The sequence below is a fragment of the Flavihumibacter fluminis genome (assembly GCF_021491375.1).
GTDB lineage: Bacteria > Bacteroidota > Bacteroidia > Chitinophagales > Chitinophagaceae > Flavihumibacter > Flavihumibacter fluminis.
In genome coordinates, this window is record NZ_JAKEVY010000002.1 from 332,846 (window position 1) to 358,064 (window position 25,219).

Below are 25,219 nucleotides of genomic sequence, written 5' to 3' on the forward strand. Positions count from 1 at the left end.
ACTTGAAATCCGAATGAAAATTGCAGTTGTAGGAACCGGTTATGTTGGTTTGGTTACCGGAACTTGTTTTGCTGAAACAGGTAATGAAGTTATCTGTGTTGACATCGACCAGTCAAAAGTGGATCGTTTGTCCAATGGAGAGATTACTATCTATGAACCCGGACTTGAAAAATTATTTCTCCGTAACCTGAAAGAAGGTCGGCTGAGTTTTACTACCAGTCTGGCGGATGGAATCAAAGATGCGGTTATTATTTTTCTGGCCCTTCCAACACCTCCGGGTGCAGATGGTGCGGCAGATCTTCGGTATGTACTAGGTGTAGCTGAAGATATTGGTAAATTGCTGACTGATTACAAGGTACTGGTAGATAAGAGTACGGTTCCTGTAGGTACCGCGGATAAAGTGCGAGAGGCTGTAGCAAAAAATTACAACGGTGAGTTTGATGTGGTATCCAATCCTGAGTTTTTACGGGAGGGAGTAGCCGTTGATGATTTTATGAAACCCGATCGGGTGGTTATTGGAGTTAGTTCAGAACGAGCCCGCAAGCTGATGGGAGATTTGTATGCCCCTTTTGTTCGTTCAGGTAACCCGGTAATCTATATGGATGAGCGTTCTGCTGAATTGACGAAATACGCAGCCAATTCCTTCCTGGCAACCAAGATTTCTTTCATGAATGAAATTGCCCAGCTTTGCGAGAGACTGGGTGCTGATGTGGATATGGTGAGATTAGGAATTGGAAGTGATGATCGTATCGGCAAACGTTTTTTGTTTCCCGGAATCGGATATGGCGGAAGTTGTTTCCCAAAAGATGTTCAGGCGCTAGTTCAATCAGCCTCACAAGTTGAATATGATTTTCGCATACTGAATGCAGTTATGGATGTAAATGAGAAACAAAAGACTCATTTATTACCCAAGATTCGCCGGTATTTTGGAAATGATTTAAAAGGTAAAAAGTTTGCACTTTGGGGCTTGGCATTCAAGCCGAACACCGATGATATCCGGGAAGCACCGGCTCTTTATATGATTGATGAATTGATTAAGGAAGGGGCATCGGTAACTGCTTTTGACCCGGAAGCAATCCGGAACGTTAAGCAGGTACTGGGAGATAAAATCAGTTATGCAGAAAATCAGTATGATGCTTTGCAGGATGCAGATGCTCTGGTAATCGCAACGGAGTGGAATGAGTTCAGAACACCTGATTTTTTGAAAATGGTGGTCAGAATGAGAAACAAAGTGATTTTTGATGGCCGTAACCTGTTCGATACAAAAGCCATTGCCGAACTTGGATTTCATTATGAAAGTGTTGGCAGAAATACAGTAACCGGTTCTTCAAAATAATGCTATGAAAAAACGAGTATTAATTACCGGTGCAGCCGGATTCCTTGGTTCTCATCTTTGCGACCGCTTTATAAAAGAAGGTTTCAGTGTAGTAGGGATGGACAACCTGATTACCGGCGACCTTAAGAATATTGAACATCTGTTCAAACTGGAACAATTTGAATTTTACCATCACGATGTAAGTAAATTCATTCATGTTCCGGGGAATTTGGATTATATCCTGCATTTCGCTTCACCGGCCAGTCCGATTGATTACCTTAAAATTCCCATTCAGACGCTAAAAGTTGGCGCACTTGGAACACATAACTGCCTGGGACTGGCAAAAGCCAAAGGGGCTCGTATCCTGGTGGCTTCCACTTCAGAAGTTTATGGTGATCCTCTGGTTCATCCGCAAACGGAAGAGTATTGGGGTAATGTTAATCCTGTTGGGCCTAGAGGGGTTTATGATGAGGCCAAGCGTTTCATGGAATCCATCACTATGGCGTATCATACCTATCATCAGGTTGAGACACGTATCGTACGCATCTTCAATACGTATGGTCCCAGAATGCGACTCAATGATGGAAGGGCATTGCCTGCATTCATCGGACAAGCATTACGCGGAGAAGATCTGACTGTTTTTGGTGATGGATCACAGACTCGTTCCTTCTGTTATGTAGACGATTTGATTGAAGGTATATACCGGCTGCTGATGAGTGATTATGTAAACCCGGTTAATATTGGTAATCCGGATGAGATCACATTGAAGGAATTTGCCGAGGAAATCATCCGTCTTACCGGAACAGAGCAGAAGATTGTATACCGGCCATTACCTAAAGATGATCCGAAACAACGGAAGCCGGATATAACCAAAGCCAAAGAAATTTTGGGATGGGCACCTACTATAAGCAGATCGGAGGGCGTAAAGATTACTTATGAGTATTTTAAATCGCTTCCGTATGAAGAGCTCTTCAAGCAACCCAAAGAGTTTACATCACCCAACCAAAAACATTAACGGAATGTCTACTTTACTGATTACCGGAGGTGCTGGTTTTATTGGGTCGCATGTAGTACGACTGTTTGTTACAAAATATCCGGCATATAAAATTGTCAATCTCGATGCGCTTACCTATGCAGGTAACCTGGAGAATCTTAAAGACATAGAACAGGCTCCCAATTATTTTTTTGAAAAGGGAGATATTACCGATGAAGGCGGGATGCAGCAATTATTTGACCGATATGATTTTGACGGAGTAATCCACCTGGCAGCTGAAAGCCATGTAGACCGTAGTATTGCTGATCCTTTACAGTTTGTAAAAACCAATGTCCTGGGTACTGCAAATTTGCTGAATGTGGCCAGGAAGAGTTGGGCAGGTCGTTTTGAAGGAAAACGGTTTTATCATGTTTCCACAGATGAAGTGTATGGATCCTTAGGGGAACAAGGAATGTTTACAGAAACAACTCCCTACGATCCGCGTTCTCCTTATTCCGCATCCAAAGCTGCCTCAGATCATTTTGTGATGGCATATTATCATACCTACCATTTGCCGGTGGTTATGAGCAATTGCTCCAATAATTATGGCTCCCATCATTTTCCGGAGAAACTGATTCCGCTAATGATCAATAATATCCTGAACAAAAAACCATTACCGGTTTATGGAAAGGGTGAAAATGTGCGCGACTGGCTGTGGGTGGAAGATCATGCAAGGGCAATTGATCTGATTTATCACGAAGGTGCAACTGGAGACAAATACAATGTGGGTGGATTTAATGAATGGAAGAATATTGACCTTGTGCATCTCCTTTGCACTATCATGGATCGTAAATTGGGACGTGCTGCCGGAGAATCCGCTCAGCTAATAACCTATGTTACTGATCGCCCTGGACATGATTTAAGGTATGCCATCGATGCCACCAAACTGAATCGCGAATTAGGATGGAAACCTTCACTTCAGTTTGAAGAGGGTTTGGAGAAAACTGTGGACTGGTACCTGAATAACACGGATTGGGTGGAGCATGTTACAAGTGGAGATTATCAGCATTATTACAAAGAACAATACGAACACCGTTCCTGATGGCATTTACAGAAACCGGATTTCCCGGACTCCTGATTTTTGAACCAACTATTCATGGTGATCACCGGGGTTATTTTTTTGAATCCTATAATGCAGCAATATTTGAGGCTGCAGGGATTTACTACCAGTTTGTACAGGATAATCAGGCAAGGTCAGGTTATGGGGTGATTCGTGGGTTACATTACCAGGTTCCACCTTTTGCACAAACCAAACTGATTCGAGTACTGGAAGGTCGCATCCTGGATGTGGTAGTTGATTGCAGAAAGAACTCTCCCAGTTTCGGAAAAGTGTTCAGCATTGAATTAAGTGCAGCAAACAAAAAACAATTATTGGTTCCAAAAGGCTTCGCACATGGTTATTCGGTGTTAAGTGAAACTGCTGAAGTGCTTTATAAATGCGATGCTTTTTACAATAAAGCTGCAGAAGGGGGAGTGCTGTTTGATGATCCTGCTTTGGAGATCGACTGGAAAATTCCCGTGGAAGCCAGAAAAATTTCTGACAAAGACCGGATACTGCCCTGCTTTGCAGATATTGAACATGTCTTTCAATTTGAACCATGAAAAAAATACTGGTAACAGGAGCAAATGGTCAGTTGGGTTCAGAATTACAGGAGCTATCGGTCTTGTTCCAGCATCAATATCAATTTCTGTTTACTGATCGTGCCGATTTTCCTTTGGAACAGGAAAAACAAATGGCCGATTTTTTTGCCATCCATCAACCTGATTTTTGTATTAATTGTGCTGCCTATACTGCTGTTGATAGGGCAGAAACAGAGCGTGAACAGGCAATGCTGATTAATGGTTGGGCTGTTGGAAAAATTGCCCGGTTATGTGATGAGTACAGTTGCCGGCTGATTCACATTTCAACAGATTATGTATTCGATGGAAATAGTTCAGTTCCATTGGCTGAAGCTGCTCCGGTAAATCCTGTCAATTATTATGGGCTTTCCAAGTTGAAAGGAGAGGAGCAGGCGCTGGCCTTCTCACCTTCCTCCATCATCATCCGAACTTCCTGGGTATACTCTTCCTATGGAAATAATTTTGTGAAAACGATGATTCGGCTGATGAGTGAGCGTCCGCAAATCAAAGTTGTAAATGATCAGATCGGAGCGCCAACCTATGCTGCAGACCTTGCAAAAGCAATTCTGCAAATCATTGAGTTTCTTGATACACCAGGAGGGGCATCCCGGCCGGGTGGAATATATCATTACTGCAATAGCGGAAAAATTAGCTGGTTTGATTTTGCACAGGCTATATGTCAGAAGATTCATGCAACCTGTGAAGTCCTGCCCATTCCCTCATCAGACTATCCAACACCCGCAAAGCGGCCCGCTTTTAGCCTTATGGCAACGGAAAAAATCCAGCGTGATTTTGGGGTGCCTGTTTATCCCTGGGAAGATAGCCTGGATACCTGTTTACTTAAAATGCAACAATTCCTGGCCTGATCATCTTCACCGCTGTGACTTTGGAAGGCTGGACCTGACAAGTTTATAGGAATTATCAATCCATTCCTTTATAAGCCTGTCAGGAATGGAGTTGTCCATAACAATTGTATTCCAGTGTTTCTTGTTCATATGATATCCAGGCTGCACGGCAGGATAGCGTTCCCTTAATTCGATTGCTTCATCCGGATCAGCTTTTAGATTGATGCTTTCAAATAAATCCACATCTGTGAATGCAAACATTTTTCCCTTAACCTTAAAAACAAGTGTTTCGGGTCCGAATGGAAATTCTTCGGTGACATCTGGAAAAGACAGGCAAAAGTGGCGGAAAGATTCAATATCCATTGGGTTGGCAATATAAAAAAAGCAGGTCGTTAAACCTGCTTTTTGTTGCCCGACCAGGATTCGAACCTAGACAAACAGAACCAAAATCTGTCGTACTACCATTATACTATCGGGCAATCCGTCCCTTAAGGGAGTGCAAAAATAAAGGGTGTGTCCATTTCTGCCAAAAAAAAATTCCAAAAAGAGGATATCTTCTTAAATCCTCTAAATGCTTAATTTTCAAACATGTTAGCACCTTCCCGCAGAAATTTTCTGCAACAGTTATCAAAACTAGGTTTAGGCTCGTTGTTCATAGGCGCTTCAGTACCTGCATGGAGCCGGCAGTTGGAAGAAACTCTTTCAAAGTTCCGGTCTATGGATGCAGAGCGCCTGGCTTCAGAAGAGGATTTCTGGTACAGCATTCAGCAGGCCTACACTGTTTCCCCGGCTATTATTAATCTGAACAATGGGGGTGTGAGTCCGTCTCCAAAGGTGGTTCAGGAGGCTATGAAACGTTATCATGACCTTAGTAATGAAGGTCCCAGTTATTTCATGTGGAGGATACTGGACCAGGGTAGAGAACCTTTGCGTGCCAACCTCGCCAGGCTGGCGGGATGTGATCCCGAAGAGCTGGCCATTCAGCGTAATGCGTCAGAAGCACTGGAAACGGCCATCTTTGGCATTCCGCTGAGAGCGGGCGACGAAGTGGTGCTTTCCAAACAGGATTACCCCAATATGATCAATGCGTGGAAGCAGCGGGAAAAAAGAGATGGAATCAAGCTGGTTTGGATAAACCTGGAGTTGCCTTCAGAAGACGATAACTACCTTACCCAGCAATATGTAAAAGCGTTCACCAATCGCACACGTGTGGTGCACATCACCCATATCATCAACTGGAATGGACAGATACTGCCGGTTCGTAAAATTGCTGATCAGGCACGTTCACGCGGAATTGAGGTATTAGTGGATGGAGCCCACAGTTTTGCGCATTTTCAATTTCGTATCGATGAACTGGGGGCCGATTATTTTGGTACCAGTTTACATAAATGGCTAAGCGCCTGTATCGGAACCGGATTTCTATATGTCAGAAAAGAGAAAATTGAAAAGTTGTATCCGTTATTTGGTGCACCAGCCGGACAAGAAACGAATATCCGCAAATTTGAAAACCTGGGTACCCGGCCCTTTTTCATTGAGCAGGCCATCGGTAAAGCAATTGAATTCCAGGAAATGATTGGTGCAGAACGGAAAGAAAAGCGACTTCACTACCTCAAAAATTATTGGATGGAAAGGGTTGAAAAATTACCAGGCGTGGAATTAGGTACTTCTTTAAAACCTGGTTTTGCCTGCGCTATTGGATTAGTTTCAGTTAAAAACCGAAAGCCGGCTGAATTAGATCAGTTCCTTTTTAATAAATATAAAATCCACACTGTAGGAATTGAGTGGGAAAATATTAAGGGGGTTCGTATCACTCCGCATGTGTACACCACTACTCGTCAATTGGATACCCTGGTACAGGCAATTACTGAGTTTGCAAAGACCTGATCCAGTCGCTGATTAAGGCTACACCTTCCTTGTGAATTTGCTCCCTGCCTAATTCCGGCATGGCAATACCAGGATCATTTGTATTCATACGGTATACAAGAATCGATTTTTCCGGTTTACCGGGCACGATCGCATAACTCAGATTACCTGATCCCCTGCCAGCAGCTACCGGTGTTTTGTGGATGCCCAGCAAGTGAGGGTCCTTGTTATGTATATCAAGAAAAAGTCCCGAGGTATTGGCAGGCCCGCCTGGACTGTGACAATGCCCACAATTGATATCCAGATAGGAACGGGCTCTCGCGTTAAGTGAAGCTGTTGAATTTTCCCAATCTGCATTAGCTGGAACTCCATCAGCAGGCAATCCTTTTAACCAGCCTTTGTTTGCCCATTTGCTCAGTTGATTTCCTCTGATACCTGTGAAACTAACGGTCTTGTTCAGGTGCCTTGCACTGATACCTATCGGAAGAAATTCTTTACCATTGGTATGGCATCCCTTGCACTGATTTTTGTTTGGTATCACATAATTGGTACGTTGTTTTTTACCCTTATTATCGATGTATGAAACAGTACGCGTATCGCCTGCTACATCATAATAAGCTTCTGTTTGTTCCTCGTTCCAGATATAGGGTAATGCATTCCATCCGGTTGCTTCATGGATTAGGAGACGGGTTTCAATCAGTTTTCGCCCCTTGCCTGGATTACTGAAATCAAGCGGGTAATAAAAGTGCTTGATGAGCACCGTTCCTATGGGCAGCTCAAATGGTTGGGTAGGGTGGTAATTCATTTGGCCGTTTTCAGGCAACACGATATATCTTAGTTTCTCTGCATAGTTGCTGAAGAGTGAACTGTTCAATTCATAGGGTATGATTCCAGGTGCCGGATTTAATTCCGCCAGTGGCCCAACGAAATATTGATAGTCGGATAATTTTTCTTTGGGAGTGAATGATGATACGCTGCTGTCAAGGTGACTCATCAGTCCCAAACTGAGCAATAGGGCACAAATAATCGAAAAGGTTTTCATTGCATTTGTACATTAACGGGAATGGAGAGGTTGCAGGAATACGGACCGGTATCGCGACTAATATTTTTGAATCCATTGGCAGCATCAATGTTGGCAAAACTTTGGTTATGGTTATTGGAAATACAGATGGCGGGTTTACCTGCTGCCTGCGGATCGGGGATACCGTCATACAGAATATGCGGTACCTTTTTCCCAAAGCGTAATTTGAACCGAAAAAGTTTACCCATCCGGCCTTGCATGGTTGCCCGTTCATTTCTTCTTTCGTAGAAATTGTCGTGGATGGAAATTGCTGATGGATAGGGATGATAACTGCTGTCGTTGATCGGATTTTCAGTGATATAGTAGCTGACAACTACAGTGCCTGCAGTACGGTTATTAACAATGCGATTATCATGTATATCAACATGATTGGCAGCCAGAATCATTATTCCGGTTCCGGGAGGAACTTTGCCAACAATATTTCCCTTGGGTGCAAAATTATCATGGTTGTTATCCAGCACCTCATTGTTGTGAAGTTTGGTAAAACCTCCTCTTTTTACAATGAGATCAGGTAAGTCAAATACCAAAATTCCACCGGTATTATTGAAAGCTTTATTGTTATGTACTTCGGCATAAAGGGAATTCTCAATTTCTATTCCTGCGACATTTTCTGTTGCCGTTGAATTACGAACGATAATATGGTGTGATTGCCCTACGTATATACCTGCATCACTTGCTCCCCTGGCATAACAACTGTCGATCAATACCCGCTGGCATTGAACAGGATAAATTCCATAACCCCCATTGGACGAATGTGCACCACGGGTCCATTCTGTTTTTACATTAAGAAAACGGATGCCATCCACCAGCTGTGTTTTGATAGCATCTCCTTTGGTATTTTGTACAGTGAGTTGTTCAATCGTTATATTGGAGCCATTGGTGATACGGATGCCTTCTGCTCCCGAGATTTGTCCGGCGAAATTCAGTATGGTTTTATCTGGCCCTTTTCCCCGAATGGTAACGCCCTGCTTGCCATCCATGGAAAGGGTGGTACTAATGGTGAAAATGCCTTCTGGCAGTTCCACCAATCCGTTGTTGTCCACCTCAATGAATTGTGCCTGGAGCTTTCGTTGAATGTCAGGTTGTGCCTGAAGCAGGCAAGCCCAGCTGATTAACAGCAGCAAAAGGGAAGATTTTTTCATAGTACAAGCGTCTTCCCTAATGTACGAAATTCAGACCGCCTTAACCAGGTAATAATTCTTTTTACCTTTCTGGATAAGCAGGTAGCGGTTGTGCAGCAACTGGTCGGCTCCGGGTTTAAAATCAATGGCCGGGATCTTTTCTTTATTGATGCTTACGCCTCCACTCTGTACCATTTTACGCGCTTCGCCTTTGCTGGGGAAGATACCGGTTTCTGCGAGCAGGGTAACAACATCTGTAGAATCACCAATTCGTTCCATTGGAAACTCATGCTGGGGCACTCCTTCCATTACCTGGAGTAACTGTACTTCAGTCAGGCTTCTGATGACCTCTGTGGTAACATTTCCAAATAGGATATCTGAAGTCTTAACTGCAAACTCATAAGCATCCTTCCCATGTACCAGGCTGGTAATTTCTTCTGCCAGTTTTTTCTGAAGCAGTCGCAGATGCGGGGCTGCCTCGTGTTCCTGTTGAAGTGACTCAATTTCAGCTTTGGGCAGGAACGTGAAGATCTTGATCCATTTGGCTGCATCTTCATCAGAAGCATTCAGCCAGAACTGGTAGAACTGATAAGGCGATGTTTTCTCCGGATCGAGCCAAACATTTCCTTTTTCGGTTTTACCGAATTTACCACCATCAGCTTTGGTTAACAGGGGACAGGTAAAAGCAAAAGCCTCACTGCCACCCATCCGGCGGATCAGTTCGGTACCGGTGGTGATATTTCCCCACTGGTCGCTTCCGCCCATCTGGAGTTTACAGTTTTTATGCTGGTTTAGCCAGTAAAAATCATATCCCTGGATCAGTTGGTAGGTGAACTCCGTGAAACTGATACCGCTGTCGCCTTCAATTCTTTTCTTCACCGAATCCTTGGACATCATATAATTAACTGTAATATGTTTGCCCACATCGCGAATAAAATCCAGGAAACTGATGTTTTTGAACCAGTCGTAGTTGTTGACAATTTCGGCGGCATTCGACCGGGAGGGGTCAAAATCCAGGAATTTTTCCAATTGGGCACGGATGCCGGCCAGGTTCATCTGAAGGGTGGCCTCATCCAGCATTTTGCGTTCTTCGGCTTTGAAAGAGGGGTCGCCCACCATTCCGGTAGCACCTCCGATCAGGGCAAATGGCTTATGACCGGCTTTTTGCAGGTGAATTAATAGGAGAATGGGAACCAGACTGCCAATGTGAAGACTGTCTGCGGTTGGATCAAAGCCAATATAGGCCGAAGTCATTTCTTTGTTTAATTGTTCCTCCGTTCCGGGCATGATATCCTGCAACATGCCTCTCCATCGTAATTCTTCTATTAAATTCATAAAAAATGCTGCAATTTGCAGCAAAACTAACGTAATCGGATTAGCCGGCGAAAGGCAATATTGGCCCGGCGGCGGCGTTTTAGTCCATTAGCGTAATCTTTGCTTATCCTGAAAGTTGTCTGATGAACCTAATTAACCGAGGATTCTTATTCTGCCTTTTGATGGTGCCTATGGCGCTGTCTGCACAGTTTCGAAAATATTCCAATGAATTTCTGAATATAGGCGCAGGAGCCAGAGGCCTGGGGATGGGCTCGGCGCAGGTAGCGTCTGTTTCAGATGGTACGGCGGGTTATTGGAACCCGGCTGCGCTGGTGCATGTTAAGAACCAGGCCCAGGTGAACATTATGCATGCCGAATATTTTGCGGGTATTGGCAAATACGATTATGCCAATATTGCGCTTCCCCTGAAAGATGGTAAAAGAACGATCGGGTTATCAGTACTGCGGTTTGCTGTAGATGATATTCCAAATACGGTTTTCCTGGTAGAACCGGATGGTACCATCAATTTTGATAACATCACCACCTTTTCTTCTGCTGACTATGCTTTTCTTTTTTCTTATGCGCAGGAACTGAAAATGAAGGGGTCCCCTGATAAAAAACTCAATCTTGGATTTAATGCCAAAGTCATACATCGTAAGGCGGGTGATTTTGCAACTGCCTGGGGATTTGGTTTCGATGCGGGTGTCCAGTACATCAATAAAAGGTTGCAGATAGGAGTGGTTGCAAGGGATGTTACCACCACCTTCAATGCCTGGACGTACAACATCAATGACAAAATGCGGGAAGTGTTTTATGTTACGCAGAACGATGTTCCTGTAAAGTCGAATGAACTAACTGCACCCAAACTGATTGCGGGAGCTTCTTACAATTTTAAGTTAAGCAAGTCAATTGATCTGTTGGCAGAAGCCAATCTGGATTTTACGTTTGATGGCAGGCGTAATACGGTGATCAGTAGCTCTGCCTTGAGTGTGGATCCTAAAATCGGTCTGGAAGCATCCGTTAAAAAAGTATTTTTTGTACGTGCAGGCATCAACAATTTTCAAAAAGCACTGGATGATAATGACAGTACCTATCAGAAAAAGGTTTGGATTTATCAACCTGCTATTGGAGCCGGTTTTCGTTTACAGAACGTGATGATTGATTATGCATTTACCAACCTGGCGAACCAATCCAATCCCCTGTATACGCACGTATTTTCATTGAAACTTGACCTGGTCAAAAAATCAAAGAACAAAAGTAACTGATTAAGCATATGTATCTGAACCGAAAGAATTCCTTCAATCGTTTATTGATTATGCTGGTTGTGTTACTGGCAACCGGATTTACTTCATTTGCTCAGCCCTTTAATAATGAATGGATTGATTTTAATAAAACCTATTATAAGTTCAAAGTGGGGACTGATGGGGTGTATAGAATTCCGGCCGCATCTCTTTCAACTATTGGTCTGAATTCAACTCCTGCTGAGCATTTTCGCTTATATCGAAATGGTGTAGAGGTTCCTATATTCACTTCTGTCAATTCAGGGGTTTTGCCAGCAGATGGTTACATTGAATTTTGGGGATTGGCCAATGATGGAACAACTGATCGGATTTTATATCGGGAAGAACAGTTTCAGCACCGGACAAAGTATAATTTGCATGTTGACACTGCGATTTATTTTTTGACTGTTGAACCATCCTTGCCGAATAAACGATTTACTTCAGTTAATAATGATGTTGCTTCCAATACATTGCCGGTTGAGCCATATTTCATTCATAAGCTAGCAAGAGATTATAAGGAAAGATTGAATCCGGGATTTGCGGCTGATCTTGAGCAGTATGTTTTCTCTTCTTCCTACGATAGAGGAGAATTTTTCTCCAGTAATGAAATTAGGCAACGTATTACGCGTACGGACAACCAGACAAACCTGAGACCTTTTGTGGGTGGTCCCGACGGTACGCTCCAGTTTGGTGCTTTTGGAAATACAACAAAAACCAGGCGAGTAAGAGTGGAGTTGAATGGTAATCAACTTTATGAAAATTCAATGAACTTTTTTTCTGATCTGGTTGCTACGGTTCCTGTTCCGAATGCCTTGCTGGCAACCGGTGCTGCTTCAGTAGCATTTACAAATGTTCAGCCACCGGCTCCTGCAACCGGACCAGATCCTTACCTGGACCGGATGGTAATTTCTTTTTACGAATTAACCTATGCGAGGGAATTTAATTTTAATAATGCCCGAACATTTGCATTTGAGCTGCAGCCGCGTACAAATGGATATTTTCTTGAAATCAGAAATTTCAATAGCGGGGGAGTAGCTCCTGTTCTGTATGACCTGGAAAACCAGGAGCGCTATGTAGCGAATACACAAGTTGCTGGTGTATTCAGATTTGCACTACCGGGTTCTGTTAATACCAGGAAATTGGTAATGGTCAGTCAGGCTTCTGCTACAGGTTATCCCAATATTGTAAACGCATTTAGCTCCAGAACATTTACGGATTATTCAAATGCAGCATTACAGGGTGATTATTTAATTATTTCCAATAAAGTTTTACTCAATGGTCCGGATGGCTCCAATCCGGTAGAAGATTATCGCCAGTATAGAAGCAGTGCTACAGGCGGAGCTTTTAATGCAAAAATTTATGATATTGAAGAGTTGACCGATCAGTTTGCATTCGGACAAGAGGGACATCCATTGTCCATAAAAAACTTCATAAGGTTCGCCAGGGCAAATTTTAGTAGTCCGCTTCAGAATGTTTTTCTAATTGGTAAAGGGGTGACTTATAATTATTATCGGGCCAGTAATAATATCACAATGCGGCCCCAATTAAAAGAATTAAATCTGTTGCCCACTTTTGGATTTCCGGGTTCTGATAATCTCATGAGTTCTGCATCTTCCAGTGATCCCCTAATTCAAACACCTATTGGAAGACTTTCAGTAATTCGGCCTGCAGAAGTTACAGATTATCTGGAAAAGGTAAAAGAGTATGAACAGGTTCAAAAAACAGTTTCTGGCCAGATTGAGGATCAAATATGGAAGAAAAATATTTTGCATGTAACCGGAGCTACTGATGCCCTATTGGGAGTTCAGCTCTGTAATTTTATGAATTCATATAAAACGCTGATTGATGATACCTTAACTGGTGCAAATGCAACAGTTTTATGTAAAACTGCTGGTGGGCAGCAGGATCAGTCAGGGGCGCAGGTTATCCGGAATCAATTTGAATCAGGGATAAGTCTTTTAACCTATTTCGGACATTCATCTGCCAACACACTTGAATTCAGTATTGAAGATCCCAATGACTATAACAATCAGGGGAAATATCCTGTTTTCTCTGTAAATGGCTGTTATGCTGGAGATTTTTTTCAATATTCTGCAGGCCGTTTCCAGGTTTATGAAACACTAACTGAAAAATTTACATTGGCGAAACAGAGGGGAGGGGTTGCTTTCATCGCAAGTACGCATTTTGGAGTAGTAAATTACCTTGGTGTGTATCTGACTTCCTTTTATAATCAGATTGGAAAAACTGATTATGGAAGACCATTGGGGGTAGTAATTAAAGATGCATTGGTTGAAATGAAGCAACGGTATTCTCCGATCGATTTCCTTGCTCGTGCACATGCGGAGCAAGTTAATTTACACGGGGACCCGGCTCTTGTAATGAATTTTCAGGAAAAGCCGGATTATGCAGTTGAGGAGTCAACTGTTGAGATTAGTCCTTCTTTTATTTCAGTATCGGATCAAACATTTAATGTTAAAGTAAAATATTACAATATAGGCAAGGCTATAAATGATTCTGTGAACGTTGAGGTTAAGCGCATTAATCCGGATGGCACAGAAGTAGTACTCTATAATCAAAAAAGACTTGCTCCTAAACTAGTTGATTCACTGGAATTTCAACTTCCCATTATTAGTACAATTCATAAAGGACAAGGAAGAATAGCGGTCGTAATCGATGGTGAGGATAGAATTTCAGAAATGGTTGAGGATAATAATAGCATATCCAAGACCTTTTTCATTTATGAAGATGAAGCTTCTCCGGCTTTCCCTTATAACTATTCAATTGTAACTGAGCCATCTCAGAAGTTTTATGCATCTACGGCTAATCCGTTTAGTTCCATGAAGCAGTACATCATGGAAATTGATACAACTACGAATTTTAATTCATCTCTTAAAAAAGCGGTAACTATAAGTTCCGAAGGAGGGTTACTTGAATTTGACCCGCAAATGAGTTTTCAGGACAGTGTGGTATATTATTGGAGAACGGCATTGGTTCCGGGGGAAGGTGGCGAATTTATTTGGAATGTTTCAAGTTTTCAATATCGTGCTAACGGCCAGTTTGGTTTCAATCAGTCACATTTTTATCAACACAAGGAATCTGAAATACAGCAGATGACTTTGGCAGAAGGTAATAAATGGGATTTTGGAATCAGAAATAATTCAGTTCAGGTCCGACATGGTATTTATCCAACATCCGGATTAGAAGACAATGATTTCAGCGTTGTGATCAATGATGATGATTTTATTAAAAGTGCCTGTTTGGGCCGTTCTCTTATATTCATAGTTATTGACCCCAAAACGATGGTGCCGTGGAAAAACGTGGATGAGAATGGTCAGAATCTAAATCGGTTTGGGAGTGCATCTGCAAATTGTCAGCCATCAAGAAACTGGAATTTTGAGTTCTCTTACATGACAGCTGCATCCAGAAAATTAATGATGGATATGATGGATTCAATTCCGGATGGTTATTATGTAATAGTACGATCAATTGATTATGCTACTAACGCTTCATTCAGTTCTACCTGGAGAGCAGATACAGCACTGTATGGATCAAATAACTCTCTTTATCACAAATTACTTAACGCAGGTTTTACTAATATTGATGAAGTAAATGCTCCTAAATGCTGGGGCCTTATCTATAAGAAAAACGATCCCTCTTTTGTACCTCAAACAAGAGTGTCAGCTGGCCTGTATGACCGTTTTTTTATTTCGACTAATGCAGCATCGCAAGACTCCATTGGGATGATTACCTCACCCAGATTTGGACCTGCGAAAAGCTGGAAAGAGTTGCGATGGGAAGGTAAATATTTGGAGACAAGTGCTCCTGATGAAGTAACAATTCAGTTGCTGGGTATAAGGGGAGATAATAACCCGGTTGTTCTTAGGGAAATAAACGCCGATGAGCGAATAGTTGATATTTCCGATATAAATGCGGAAACCTATCCTTATGTTCAGTTATATATGCGGAATAAGGATGCGGTTAATTATACACCTTTCCAGTTGAATTACTGGAAGTTAATTTATGATCCGGTTCCTGAAGGAGCCATAGTTCCGAAATTGTATCTTTCCGCGAAAGATACCGCTGATATTGGTGAGCCTGTAAATTTTGGTATTGCATTTAAAAACATCACGAGTGTCGCATTTGATAGCTTAAAAGTTAAGGTAACTATATCCGATGCAAATAATGTTACTACTGAACTTCCGGTTCAAATGCAAAAGCCTCTCCCGGGCCAGGATACATTGAGATTCAATTATACCATCGACACAAAGAATTATCCAGGATTGAACACATTGTTTGTTGACTTCAATCCGGATTTTCATCAACCTGAGCAGTATAGATTTAATAATTTCCTTTTCAGGAATTTATTTGTGAAAGGTGATAATACCAATCCATTACTGGATGTTACATTTGATGGAGTCCATATTTTAAATGGTGATATAGTATCTGCTAAGCCTAGGATTCAGATTAAATTGAAAGACGAATCAAAGTTCTTGCTGTTAAAAGATACCTCCTTGATGAGAATTCAGGTTAAATTTCCTGATGGCACAATCAGAAATTATCGCTTCGATAATGATACCGTCAGATTTACTCCAGCTGTTGCAGGTACTGATAATACGGCCACTATCGATTTTACTCCGGCATTTTTGCAAACATTTGATCAGGAATCCGGCATTGATAGTTATGAACTGACTGTTGTTGGTAAAGATGCCAGTGAAAATACTGCGGGAAGGGCTGGGTATTCAATTGAATTCAAGGTGGTTAATAAGCCAATGATATCCAATTTATTGAACTATCCAAATCCATTCAGTACATCTACCGCATTTGTGTTTACGCTTACAGGAAGTGAAATACCAACAAATTTCAAGATTCAGATTCTAACAGTAACTGGCAAGGTGGTTCGTGAAATAACGGGCGATGAACTTGGACCTTTGCGTATAGGACGAAATATTACGGAATACAAGTGGGATGGTACAGATCAGTTTGGACAAAGATTGGCAAATGGGGTATACCTGTACCGGGTAGTCTCAACATTAAATGGAATAAAAATGGATAAGTTCAGAGCCGACGGTGATAATACTGATAAATATTTTACCCGAGGGTATGGGAAAATGTATTTGATACGATGATTAATTTTTCAGCAAGAAATGGCTCTCGAATTGAACAGGTTACTGTTTTCTTTCTAAGCCTTTTAATAACGCTGCTAGCTTATGGTTCTTTACTAAACAAAGGGCTTTCTTCTGATGATCATGAAGTAGTATTAAAAGTTTCCAAAGGTCTTTTTTTAAATCTGAACAGTTTTTTCAGACCGGTATCTGATATTACATTATACCTATGTTACCAAATAAGCGGAAATCATGGATGGTCCTTTGTATTGTTTAATATAATAATACATGCGTTATGCGGATTAATGATCTATAAAAGCTGTCTGGTTTTATTTTCTGAGAAAGAAAAAAAAACGGTCATTGCATTATACGCAACATTGTTTTTTGTTCTGTATCCATTTCATCATGAATCTTTATTGTGGGCAGTTGGCCGTGGTTCTAGTCTTGCTACATTATTTGCAGTTCTTGCCATTTACCTTTCTTTAATTCGACAACCGGATGGTTTCTGGGTTGGTATAGTCAGTGTTTTATATTTTTTATCATTAAGTACCTATGAGAATACGATCCTTGTTCCCCTGATTGTTGCTGTACTAATACGGGCTAATCAACAGGCAAATAAGAATTGGTGGAAATGGTCTCTGATTTTTCTGATAACAGCACTTTTGAACTTATTGGTGCGATATTACCTTGTAGGAGTGATTGTTGGTGATTATGGCGACCGAATTTTTGATTTTTCTCCAAATGTGTTAGTGCTCAAAATATTCAAAGCATCGGGAAGATTCATTTTGCCACCTGGTTTTGCTGAAATTTGGATGATAATTCTTAGTCTTGTTGCTGGGATTGTTTTGTTATTTGTCTCCTTTAGGCTTTTAAAGCTTGATAAGTCGGGCCGCGGAGTGTTTTTCTCAATCCTGATTTCATTTGGGGTTTCCTTTGTTTTGCCTTCATTATTTGGAATAAGTACCAGAACACTGGAAGGCGACAGGTTATATTATTTCCCTACTTTTTACTTCTCTATTTTGCTGGCATATAGTTTAGTTCAGTTATGTTCCAGTGTTCAGTTGCGTTGGGCTGCAGGTTTACTAGTAGGGTATTTTTTGTTTTGCCTTCATAACGGTAATAAAATCTGGAAGAAAGCTGATGAAATAAGTAAGGTTATATTGGATGATATGATTGCATACAGAAGTAAGGCAGATAAAATGTATGTAGTAAATCTTCCTGAAGAATATTTTGGAGCGCATGTTTTTCGGAATGGTTTTCCTGAAGCTTTAATCCTAAGGGGGCTAGATACTACGGGAATTGTATTGCTTTCACTTCAGGGCCCATCTCATCAACTAATATTAAATGAAGTTCTGAAACCGATAATCGACAGTTCAGGCAGCCTTTTAATAGGGGTAAATACAGTTTTTTTGAACAGATCAACTGTACTTTCATTTAATAGAGAGACCAAAATTTTTGAAAAATCAGCAATTGACTCAACCAAGCCGGTACTTTATTGGGATAATAAAAATTTGAAACTGCTTCCTTAGTGGCTGATTTCTCTTTTCGCAAATAAGCTCGCTGATGTTAATAGTAGGATAGGAACTATTGGCATAAAAAATCTGTTGAGCCAATCGTCACAGGTTAATAAAACGGATCCCCAGAATAAGGAAATAAAGGAGAGAATGAATATCATCAATGGCTTATTTGTTCGCAACACAAAAACTAGCGCAATTGCTGCCATTAAATAGAGAGGATAAAAGAATCCGATAAGTAAAAGATTATGCCTCTTTGAAAAGTGATCCCTTGTTAAGCCGAAATAAGAACTGCTTCTTTTCAGAAATAGCTGCGCAAAAAAACCTGGATTTTTAATAATCAATTTACCTATCCCCTGAAGGGTATTAGGATTTGTAATTCCTGATGTGTCAGGTTGAATTGAAATTTCAGAAGGTATGTAACAAATCACATTCCCTTCGACAAAGGGCTTTTTAAAATCATAGGAGCCTCCAATTGAAAGAAAGGAATTAATAAGTAAGAAAATACACAGAATTGATATGGAAGTGAGTAATATTAATCTAGTTGTAATCTTTTGCATTAAACAATGGCTATATGCTGCATGAATCAATACAGCTGTAATGGAGAGTATGGCGGTGGGCCTGGAAAATAAAAACAGCAGTAAGATTAGCCATGTTCCCAGGTTTTTAATTCCGTATTTAAAGTAAAAAAAAAGAAATGTCAATTGCAGGCTTAAAAAAAAAGATTCTGTATACAAATGATTGTTCCAGGATTGGTAAGGGATGCACACAATCAGTAAGCATACCGCCAGTGTAGCTGATAGTGTATTTTTTAGTTGTCCCTTGCAAATATGATAAAAAACAATTAATGAGATTCCCGAGAATAGTGTCTGAAGAATGTATATACCAAAAACGCTAAACCCCAATAATTTACAGAATGTGACATAGATTATGTAGGATCCATAAAGAATAAATTGATTTGAGCTGAGTTTTTGTTCAGTTATTAATAAATCAGATTCACTCAAATACTTCTCTGCTTCTCCATCTGTGACAATACCGAATTTGAGAAAAAGAATTACTTGAATAACTATCCAAAGAACGATTAATAATAAATGGTATACTGGTATATCTCTTACCTGTTTACCCCAAAACTGCTTGTACTTTTTGAATTCAGCCATTGGGTCCGATTAATATATTTCCCTACAATATCAAATTCAATATTTACCAGGTCACCCGGTTGAACAGTATGGATATTCGTGTGTTCAAAGGTATAAGGTATAATCGCCACTGTGAACTCATCTTCCGTAACATTAAAAATGGTTAGACTGGTACCATTTAATGAAATAGATCCTTTCTCAATTATCAGGGCTGCAAACGCTACCGGTATTTTAAATCGGTACTCCCAACTTCCAGATTTGTCTATTCGTGAAATACAGGTGCCTGTACAGTCAACATGACCCTGCACAATATGGCCATCCAGGCGTCCATTGATGGGCATGCATCGTTCCAGGTTGACCAGATTACCGGTTTCCCATTTACCGAGGTTGGTTTTGTCCAGGCTTTCAGCAATAGCTGTAACCCTGTGTTTGCCATCTTCCAGGGCATCTACAGTAAGGCAGACACCATTATGAGAAACACTCTGATCAATTGTTAATTCGTGGGAAATGGCAGATTCCACCCAAAAGATTCGGTTCGTACCTTCCGTCTGAATATTGATAATCTTCCCTGTAGTCTCTATTATACCGGTAAACATAACTGCAAATTAGGGGCAAAACAGGTTTTTGGGAAAAAGGATTTGGTATTTGTTACTGTTTCCCTATCTTTGCCCTCCAAAAATTTACCAAAGGAGGTATATTCTATGCTGATTATCGATTCTAAAGACTGCGAAAACATCGACAAAGCCCTCAAAAAGTACAAGAAAAAGTTTGAGAAAGCGAAGATTCTGGTGCAATTGAGAGACCGTCAGTCTTTTACCAAGCCGTCTGTAAGACGCCGTGCAGAAGTGCTCAAGGCTGTTTACAAGCAGCAGGTAGCCAGCGGAAAGTTCGAAGTATAATCGATCTTACTGTTCAATATAGTGTGAAGAGATCGCAGCAATCTTGTAGATTTGCTGCGATCTCTTTTGTATGTCTGCCAATTCAGAAACAAGCCTCCCGGATTTTTTATCCTATTTGCAGCTGGAAAAACGGTATTCAGCACTTACCATCCGGGCCTACCAGGACGACCTGATTGCTTTTCGTGATTTCCTGGTTGTTGAGTTCGATGTAGAGGAACTTACTGAAGCCAGCGCGATGATGATCCGGTCCTGGCTTTCATCACTAAAGGAAGGCAAGGAGCCATTAGCAGCTTCAAGTATTGCCCGAAAACTTTCCTCCCTCCGATCCTTTTATAAATATCACTTGAGAAAAGGTTGTATTCCTGTGTCTCCGGCTGCTCAGCTAGCTGCACCAAAAGGAGGTAAACGCCTGCCTGTTTACCTGGAAGAAAATCAGGCAGCTCATTTTCTTGATAAGGTAGGGGAAGGAGATGGCTGGACCGGGTTTAATACCCAGTTGATATTGGCACTGTTTTACCAAACGGGCATGCGCCTTAGCGAACTGGTATCCCTCAGGCATAACCAGGTTGACTATTTTCAAAAAAGTTTGCGGGTATGGGGAAAGGGAGGCAAGGAACGAATTATTCCTGTTCAACAGCCCCTGCTTGATTTGATCCGCTCGTATGAGGATATGCAGAAAAAGGAATGGGGAGTATATAACCCTGAAGCACCACTGCTTGTAACAGAAAAAGGGAAACCCGTATATGCGAAGTATTTATACCGGCTCGTAAAAAAACACCTGGAAGGATTGACAACCCTGCAGAAAAAAAGTCCGCATATACTCCGGCATAGTTTTGCTACCCATTTACTGAACCAGGGAGCTGAGTTGAATGCAGTGAAGGAGTTACTCGGACATGCAAGTCTGGCAGCTACACAGATATACACTCACAACACCATTGGCAAACTCAAAGAGGTTCATAAAAAGGCCCATCCAAAAGGCTAAGATATTGCTCTAATATGTTGTATGTGAAGGAATTGCGAAAAATAAAAATAGTTACTGGCATTCTTGGAAAATGAGGCTGTTTATGTTATCTTCATAGCAACAGACGGTCTAAAACCTATGAATTATTCATAAAACCGGAAGTTCTTTATTTATTGTTCACTTTAAACGTGATTGTTATGAACGTTAACATTCAGACTGTACACTTTGATGCAGACATTAAGTTAGTGGAGTATGTAACCAGCAAGCTGGAAAAACTATCCACTTTTCACGACCGGATCATCAAAGTGGATGTCTTTTTGAAATTAGACAATGTTGTGCATCAGATTAAAGACAAAGTAGCAGAAATCAGAGTTCACGTCCCTAAACACGACTTCTTTGTAAAAGCCAGTAGTAAATCATTTGAAGAATCCTTTGACAGTGCGCTGGATTCCCTGGTTAACCAAATAAAAAGAAAAAAAGAAAAACAATTTGCCAGCTAAAAAATACTCAAGACCTCTCCGGAGGTCTTTTTTTTTGCCTGTAATTCAATGCTGGTGCGACCTTCGGGAAATTTTAAAAAAAATGAAGCCAAAATTTTTGTATTTCTTAAATTCTTTTACCTTTGCCATCCCGTAAACAAAAAGGGAAGTTCTTTTAAACATTCAATCGCCACTTTAGCTCAGCTGGTAGAGCAACTGATTTGTAATCAGTAGGTCGTTGGTTCGATTCCGACAAGTGGCTCTTGTTTTATAAAACGGGCAGGTTCCAGAGCGGCCAAATGGGGCGGACTGTAAATCCGCTGTCTTTCGACTTCAGAGGTTCGAATCCTCTCCTGCCCACCTTACTCATTGAATCGCAAGATTGAATGAGTTTAGTTCTTTTCATGGGAATGAAATTGCTTTCAGATCTGATCTGAAAACAGTAAGCGGAAGTAGCTCAATTGGTAGAGCGATAGCCTTCCAAGCTATAGGTTGCGAGTTCGAGACTCGTCTTCCGCTCATTTATTCCGCCGTTGTAGCTCAGGGGTAGAGCACTTCCTTGGTAGGGAAGAGGTCGTGAGTTCGATTCTCACTAACGGCTCCAGAGAGTCAACCGGTACGGAACGCAGGAAATGTGATCAGAGCTGGTAGTTCTTGATAACGGGTGCAATTGCACCTTATTTATAGGATGCCTCCGAAAGGAGGGTGGATAATTTTTAAACCACAACTTAAAAACAAATAAAATGGCAAAAGAGACCTTTAAGAGGGAAAAGCCCCACGTTAACGTAGGTACTATTGGCCACGTTGACCACGGTAAAACCACTTTGACTGCCGCTATTACCAGCATTCTAGCTACCAAAGGTTTGGCGACAGCGAAGAAGTATGATGAAATTGATGGAGCTCCTGAAGAAAAAGAGCGTGGTATCACCATCAATACTGCACACGTTGAATATCAGACAGCAAACCGTCACTATGCTCACGTTGACTGTCCTGGTCACGCTGACTATGTGAAGAACATGATTACCGGTGCTGCTCAGATGGACGGTGCTATCCTGGTTGTGGCTGCTACCGATGGTCCTATGCCTCAAACAAAAGAACACATCCTGCTGGCTCGCCAGGTAGGCGTTCCCAAGATCGTTGTGTTCATGAATAAAGTTGACCTGGTTGATGACCCAGAACTGCTGGAACTGGTTGAAATGGAAATCCGTGACCTGCTGAGCTCTTATGGCTTTGACGGTGACAACACTCCGATCATCCAGGGTTCTGCTACCGGTGCATTGGCTGGTGAAGACAAGTGGGTTGCTAAAATAGACGAACTGATGGAAGCTGTAGACAGCTACATTCCGCTGCCTCCCCGTCCGGTTGATATGCCATTCCTGATGTCTGTAGAAGACGTATTCTCAATCACTGGTCGTGGTACCGTTGCTACTGGTCGTATCGAGCGTGGTCGTATTAAAGTTGGTGAAGGTGTTGAAATCGTTGGTCTGATGGAAAAACCAATGACTTCTACTGTAACTGGCGTTGAGATGTTCAAAAAACTCCTCGATGAAGGTGAAGCTGGTGACAACGCCGGTCTGCTCCTCCGTGGTATTGAAAAGAAAGATATCCGCCGTGGTATGGTAATTTGTAAGCCTGGTTCTATCACTCCTCACACTGAATTCCGTGGTGAAGTGTATGTACTGAGCAAAGAAGAAGGTGGTCGTCACACTCCGTTCTTTAACAAGTATCGTCCTCAGTTCTACTTCCGTACTACGGACGTAACAGGTGAGTGTACGCTGCCTGAAGGAACTGAAATGGTGATGCCTGGTGATAACACCAACCTGAAAGTTACCCTGATTCAACCAATCGCTATGGAAAAAGGTCTGAAATTCGCGATCCGCGAAGGTGGCCGTACCGTAGGAGCTGGTCAGGTAACCGAGATCATTAAATAAGCCATTAAGGTTAAATAGTTAAAATGGTCCCTTTGGGAGGCTTGCCCGAACTAAGGGACCATTTTTTACTTTTTAATGTTTAATTTTGATATTGCTGAAACGTGCTGAGTGATTGCGTTTTGTTAGGTAATTACATCTCACATCTCACATCTCACGTCTCACTTTCCATACGGGCATAGTTCAATGGTAGAATAGAGGTCTCCAAAACCTTAGATACGGGTTCGAATCCTGTTGCCCGTGCCACTTAAAGTAAAATCAGTAACTTGCAAAAGCTCAACGGTCATACAACCTGTTGAGTTCTTTTGTTTCTGTGATTGATTGTAAATATGTAATCTTGTAGCATGAATAAAGTAACAACCTACTTCAGCGAGTCCTATAAAGAGCTCATGGAAAAAGTGACCTGGCCTACCTGGGGACAGCTGCAGCAATCCACCCTGATCGTACTGGTTGCAACTATCCTGATCACCCTGGTTATCTGGCTGATGGATTTTGCTTCTAATTCTTTATTGAAAATGATCTATTCATTCTTTGCATAATGGAAGAAATTATAAACCAACAGGAAACTAAGTGGTATGTGCTGCGCGTCGTAAGTGGCAAGGAGCGGAAAGTAAAGGAATATCTCGATAAGGAAATCAGCCGTGGCGGATGGAGTGAAGTGGTTAAACAGGTATTTCTGCCGGTTGAGAAAGTTTATAAAGTACAGAACGGGAAAAAAGTAATGCGTGAGCGGAACTATTATCCCGGATATGTTATGATTGAAATTGTAGAAGGAAAGTTAGGCGACGATCTTCGTGATACCATCAAAAATACCAGCAACGTTATTCATTTCCTGGGTAAAGACAACCCTATCGCTCTTCGTAAGGCAGAAGTGAACAAGATGCTTGGTAAGATGGATGAAATGAGTGAGGCTGGCGGAATGAGTATGAGTGAGCCATTCATCGTTGGTGAAACTATCAAGATCATCGAAGGACCGTTTAATGACTTCAATGGTATCATTGAAGAAGTAAACGACGAAAAGAAAAAACTCAAAGTTACCGTTAAGATCTTCGGCCGTTCAACTCCGGTAGAACTGAATTATATGCAGGTGGAAAAGCTGTCGTAAGCAGCTATTTACCGAATTAAAAGTGCGCTACAAGCGCACTTTTTTTGTTTATATCTGGTGTTATTGCTACCTTTGCGTCCCCAATCAATAGTTCTTTTTTCGAATTGGATTTGGGAGTCTGCCGATGCTACAGCAAAGCGGACGTTAACACCAAAAAAGTAAAACTATGGCAAAAGAAATCACTGGTTTCGTTAAGCTGCAGTGTAAAGGCGGTCAAGCCAACCCTGCACCCCCCATTGGTCCGGCCCTTGGTTCTAAAGGTCTGAACATCATGGAGTTCTGTAAGCAATTTAATGCCAGAACACAGGATAAAATGGGTAAAGTACTTCCTGTGCTGATCACAGTGTACTCTGACAAGTCGTTCGACTTCGTTATTAAAACTGCTCCTGCATCTGTTCAATTGCTGGAAGCTGCCAAGCTTCAGAGTGGATCAAAAGAGCCTAACCGTTCAAAAGTTGGAAAAGTTACCTGGGCCCAGGTAGAAGCAATCGCTAAGGACAAAATGCCTGACCTGAACTGCTTCACTCTGGAAAGTGCCATGAAAATGGTAGCCGGTACAGCACGTAGCATGGGTATCACTGTTGATGGTGTTGCTCCATGGGAAAATTAATTGTGTAACACAA

At 41.6% G+C, this 25,219-nt stretch carries 22 protein-coding genes and 6 tRNA genes; 21 read left to right on the plus strand and 7 right to left on the minus strand.

The genetic code is table 11. The features are described 5' to 3' along the window. Nucleotides 1–13: 13 nt before the first annotated feature. From L0U88_RS07715 to rfbD, 5 genes are read left to right on the plus strand one after another with little or no spacing between them, the layout of a single operon-like run. A complete protein-coding gene (locus L0U88_RS07715) occupies nt 14–1,336 on the plus strand; it encodes a UDP-glucose dehydrogenase family protein (RefSeq protein ID WP_234865247.1) in 1,323 nt (440 codons plus the stop codon). 4 nt (nt 1,337–1,340) lie between these two features. After that, a complete protein-coding gene (locus L0U88_RS07720; RefSeq protein ID WP_234865249.1) occupies nt 1,341–2,330 on the plus strand; it encodes a UDP-glucuronic acid decarboxylase family protein in 990 nt (329 codons plus the stop codon). A gap of 4 nt (nt 2,331–2,334) precedes the next feature. Continuing rightward, the gene (gene rfbB, locus L0U88_RS07725; RefSeq protein WP_234865251.1) at nt 2,335–3,390 is read left to right on the plus strand and encodes a dTDP-glucose 4,6-dehydratase; all 1,056 of its coding nucleotides are present in this window, start codon (nt 2,335–2,337) and stop codon (nt 3,388–3,390) included. After that, entirely contained in the window at nt 3,390–3,950 is a 561-nt protein-coding gene (gene rfbC / locus L0U88_RS07730; RefSeq protein ID WP_234865253.1) for a dTDP-4-dehydrorhamnose 3,5-epimerase, read from the plus strand. The genes rfbB and rfbC overlap by 1 nt, the downstream gene beginning before the upstream one ends. Beyond that, nucleotides 3,947–4,834 carry a dTDP-4-dehydrorhamnose reductase gene (gene rfbD, locus L0U88_RS07735; RefSeq protein ID WP_234865255.1) on the plus strand — a complete coding sequence of 296 codons (888 nt, stop codon included), beginning with the start codon at nt 3,947–3,949 and terminating at the stop codon, nt 4,832–4,834. Before rfbC ends, rfbD begins: the two co-directional genes overlap by 4 nt. Nucleotides 4,835–4,840: 6 nt before the next feature. Here rfbD and L0U88_RS07740 read toward each other — a convergent pair whose 3' ends face one another. Together L0U88_RS07740 and L0U88_RS07745 are read right to left on the minus strand one after the other, a co-directional pair. Further along, nucleotides 4,841–5,176: an MmcQ/YjbR family DNA-binding protein gene (locus tag L0U88_RS07740; RefSeq protein ID WP_234865257.1), complete on the minus strand. Its 336-nt coding sequence runs from the start codon at nt 5,174–5,176 to the stop codon at nt 4,841–4,843. Nucleotides 5,177–5,221: 45 nt separating this feature from the next. Beyond that, nucleotides 5,222–5,292: transfer RNA gene (locus L0U88_RS07745), tRNA-Gln, on the minus strand. 109 nt (nt 5,293–5,401) lie between these two features. On the opposite strand from L0U88_RS07745, the gene L0U88_RS07750 reads away from it, so the two are divergent. Then, nucleotides 5,402–6,697, plus strand: coding sequence for an aminotransferase class V-fold PLP-dependent enzyme (locus tag L0U88_RS07750; RefSeq protein WP_234865259.1), 1,296 nt, complete (start codon nt 5,402–5,404; stop codon nt 6,695–6,697). Here the strand turns inward: L0U88_RS07750 and L0U88_RS07755 are convergent. The 3 genes from L0U88_RS07755 to tyrS are packed head-to-tail and all read right to left on the minus strand — an operon-like array spanning nt 6,675 to nt 10,213. Then, nucleotides 6,675–7,718, minus strand: coding sequence for an SO2930 family diheme c-type cytochrome (locus L0U88_RS07755; RefSeq protein WP_234865261.1), 1,044 nt, complete (start codon nt 7,716–7,718; stop codon nt 6,675–6,677). The genes L0U88_RS07750 and L0U88_RS07755 overlap by 23 nt on opposite strands. After that, entirely contained in the window at nt 7,715–8,899 is a 1,185-nt protein-coding gene (locus tag L0U88_RS07760; RefSeq protein ID WP_234865263.1) for a parallel beta-helix domain-containing protein, read from the minus strand. The genes L0U88_RS07755 and L0U88_RS07760 overlap by 4 nt, the downstream gene beginning before the upstream one ends. Before the next feature lie 30 nt (nt 8,900–8,929). Further along, nucleotides 8,930–10,213, minus strand: coding sequence for a tyrosine--tRNA ligase (gene tyrS / locus L0U88_RS07765; RefSeq protein ID WP_234865266.1), 1,284 nt, complete (start codon nt 10,211–10,213; stop codon nt 8,930–8,932). A gap of 122 nt (nt 10,214–10,335) precedes the next feature. Between tyrS and L0U88_RS07770 the strand changes: the two genes are divergently transcribed. From L0U88_RS07770 to L0U88_RS07780, 3 genes are read left to right on the plus strand one after another with little or no spacing between them, the layout of a single operon-like run. Next, a complete protein-coding gene (locus L0U88_RS07770) occupies nt 10,336–11,457 on the plus strand; it encodes a putative type IX sorting system protein PorV2 (RefSeq protein ID WP_234865268.1) in 1,122 nt (373 codons plus the stop codon). An 8-nt stretch (nt 11,458–11,465) separates the two neighbouring features. Next, the gene (gene porU2 / locus L0U88_RS07775) at nt 11,466–16,598 is read left to right on the plus strand and encodes a putative type IX secretion system sortase PorU2 (protein WP_234865270.1); all 5,133 of its coding nucleotides are present in this window, start codon (nt 11,466–11,468) and stop codon (nt 16,596–16,598) included. Beyond that, entirely contained in the window at nt 16,595–18,103 is a 1,509-nt protein-coding gene (locus L0U88_RS07780; RefSeq protein WP_234865272.1) for a hypothetical protein, read from the plus strand. Before porU2 ends, L0U88_RS07780 begins: the two co-directional genes overlap by 4 nt. Here the strand turns inward: L0U88_RS07780 and L0U88_RS07785 are convergent. Next, the gene (locus L0U88_RS07785) at nt 18,100–19,245 is read right to left on the minus strand and encodes a glycosyltransferase family 39 protein (protein ID WP_234865274.1); all 1,146 of its coding nucleotides are present in this window, start codon (nt 19,243–19,245) and stop codon (nt 18,100–18,102) included. The two genes, L0U88_RS07780 and L0U88_RS07785, sit on opposite strands and share 4 nt — an antisense overlap. Next, a complete protein-coding gene (locus L0U88_RS07790) occupies nt 19,200–19,820 on the minus strand; it encodes a riboflavin synthase (RefSeq protein ID WP_234865276.1) in 621 nt (206 codons plus the stop codon). The genes L0U88_RS07785 and L0U88_RS07790 overlap by 46 nt, the downstream gene beginning before the upstream one ends. A gap of 105 nt (nt 19,821–19,925) precedes the next feature. Between L0U88_RS07790 and rpsU the strand changes: the two genes are divergently transcribed. From rpsU to rplK, 12 genes are all read left to right on the plus strand, one after another. Further along, the gene (gene rpsU, locus L0U88_RS07795) at nt 19,926–20,123 is read left to right on the plus strand and encodes a 30S ribosomal protein S21 (protein ID WP_150846592.1); all 198 of its coding nucleotides are present in this window, start codon (nt 19,926–19,928) and stop codon (nt 20,121–20,123) included. A gap of 70 nt (nt 20,124–20,193) precedes the next feature. Next, the gene (locus L0U88_RS07800; protein ID WP_234865278.1) at nt 20,194–21,105 is read left to right on the plus strand and encodes a tyrosine-type recombinase/integrase; all 912 of its coding nucleotides are present in this window, start codon (nt 20,194–20,196) and stop codon (nt 21,103–21,105) included. A gap of 176 nt (nt 21,106–21,281) precedes the next feature. Then, on the plus strand, nt 21,282–21,584 hold the full coding sequence (gene hpf / locus L0U88_RS07805) for a ribosome hibernation-promoting factor, HPF/YfiA family (protein WP_150846594.1): 303 nt from the start codon (nt 21,282–21,284) through the stop codon (nt 21,582–21,584). A gap of 168 nt (nt 21,585–21,752) precedes the next feature. Beyond that, nucleotides 21,753–21,825, plus strand: a tRNA-Thr gene (locus L0U88_RS07810). A gap of 15 nt (nt 21,826–21,840) precedes the next feature. Further along, nucleotides 21,841–21,923, plus strand: a tRNA-Tyr gene (locus L0U88_RS07815). A gap of 86 nt (nt 21,924–22,009) precedes the next feature. Next, nucleotides 22,010–22,082: transfer RNA gene (locus tag L0U88_RS07820), tRNA-Gly, on the plus strand. Between the two features lie 10 nt (nt 22,083–22,092). Continuing rightward, a tRNA-Thr gene (locus L0U88_RS07825) sits at nt 22,093–22,167 on the plus strand. Between the two features lie 139 nt (nt 22,168–22,306). Further along, nucleotides 22,307–23,494, plus strand: coding sequence for an elongation factor Tu (gene tuf / locus L0U88_RS07830; protein WP_234865280.1), 1,188 nt, complete (start codon nt 22,307–22,309; stop codon nt 23,492–23,494). Nucleotides 23,495–23,663: 169 nt separating this feature from the next. Continuing rightward, nucleotides 23,664–23,737 (plus strand) — tRNA-Trp (locus tag L0U88_RS07835). Nucleotides 23,738–23,835: 98 nt separating this feature from the next. Further along, nucleotides 23,836–24,030, plus strand: a complete 195-nt coding sequence (gene secE / locus L0U88_RS07840) for a preprotein translocase subunit SecE (RefSeq protein ID WP_234865281.1) — start codon at nt 23,836–23,838, stop codon at nt 24,028–24,030. Next, a complete protein-coding gene (gene nusG, locus L0U88_RS07845) occupies nt 24,030–24,596 on the plus strand; it encodes a transcription termination/antitermination protein NusG (protein ID WP_234865282.1) in 567 nt (188 codons plus the stop codon). The genes secE and nusG overlap by 1 nt, the downstream gene beginning before the upstream one ends. Before the next feature lie 166 nt (nt 24,597–24,762). Further along, entirely contained in the window at nt 24,763–25,206 is a 444-nt protein-coding gene (gene rplK, locus L0U88_RS07850) for a 50S ribosomal protein L11 (RefSeq protein WP_234865283.1), read from the plus strand. Nucleotides 25,207–25,219: the final 13 nt, after the last annotated feature.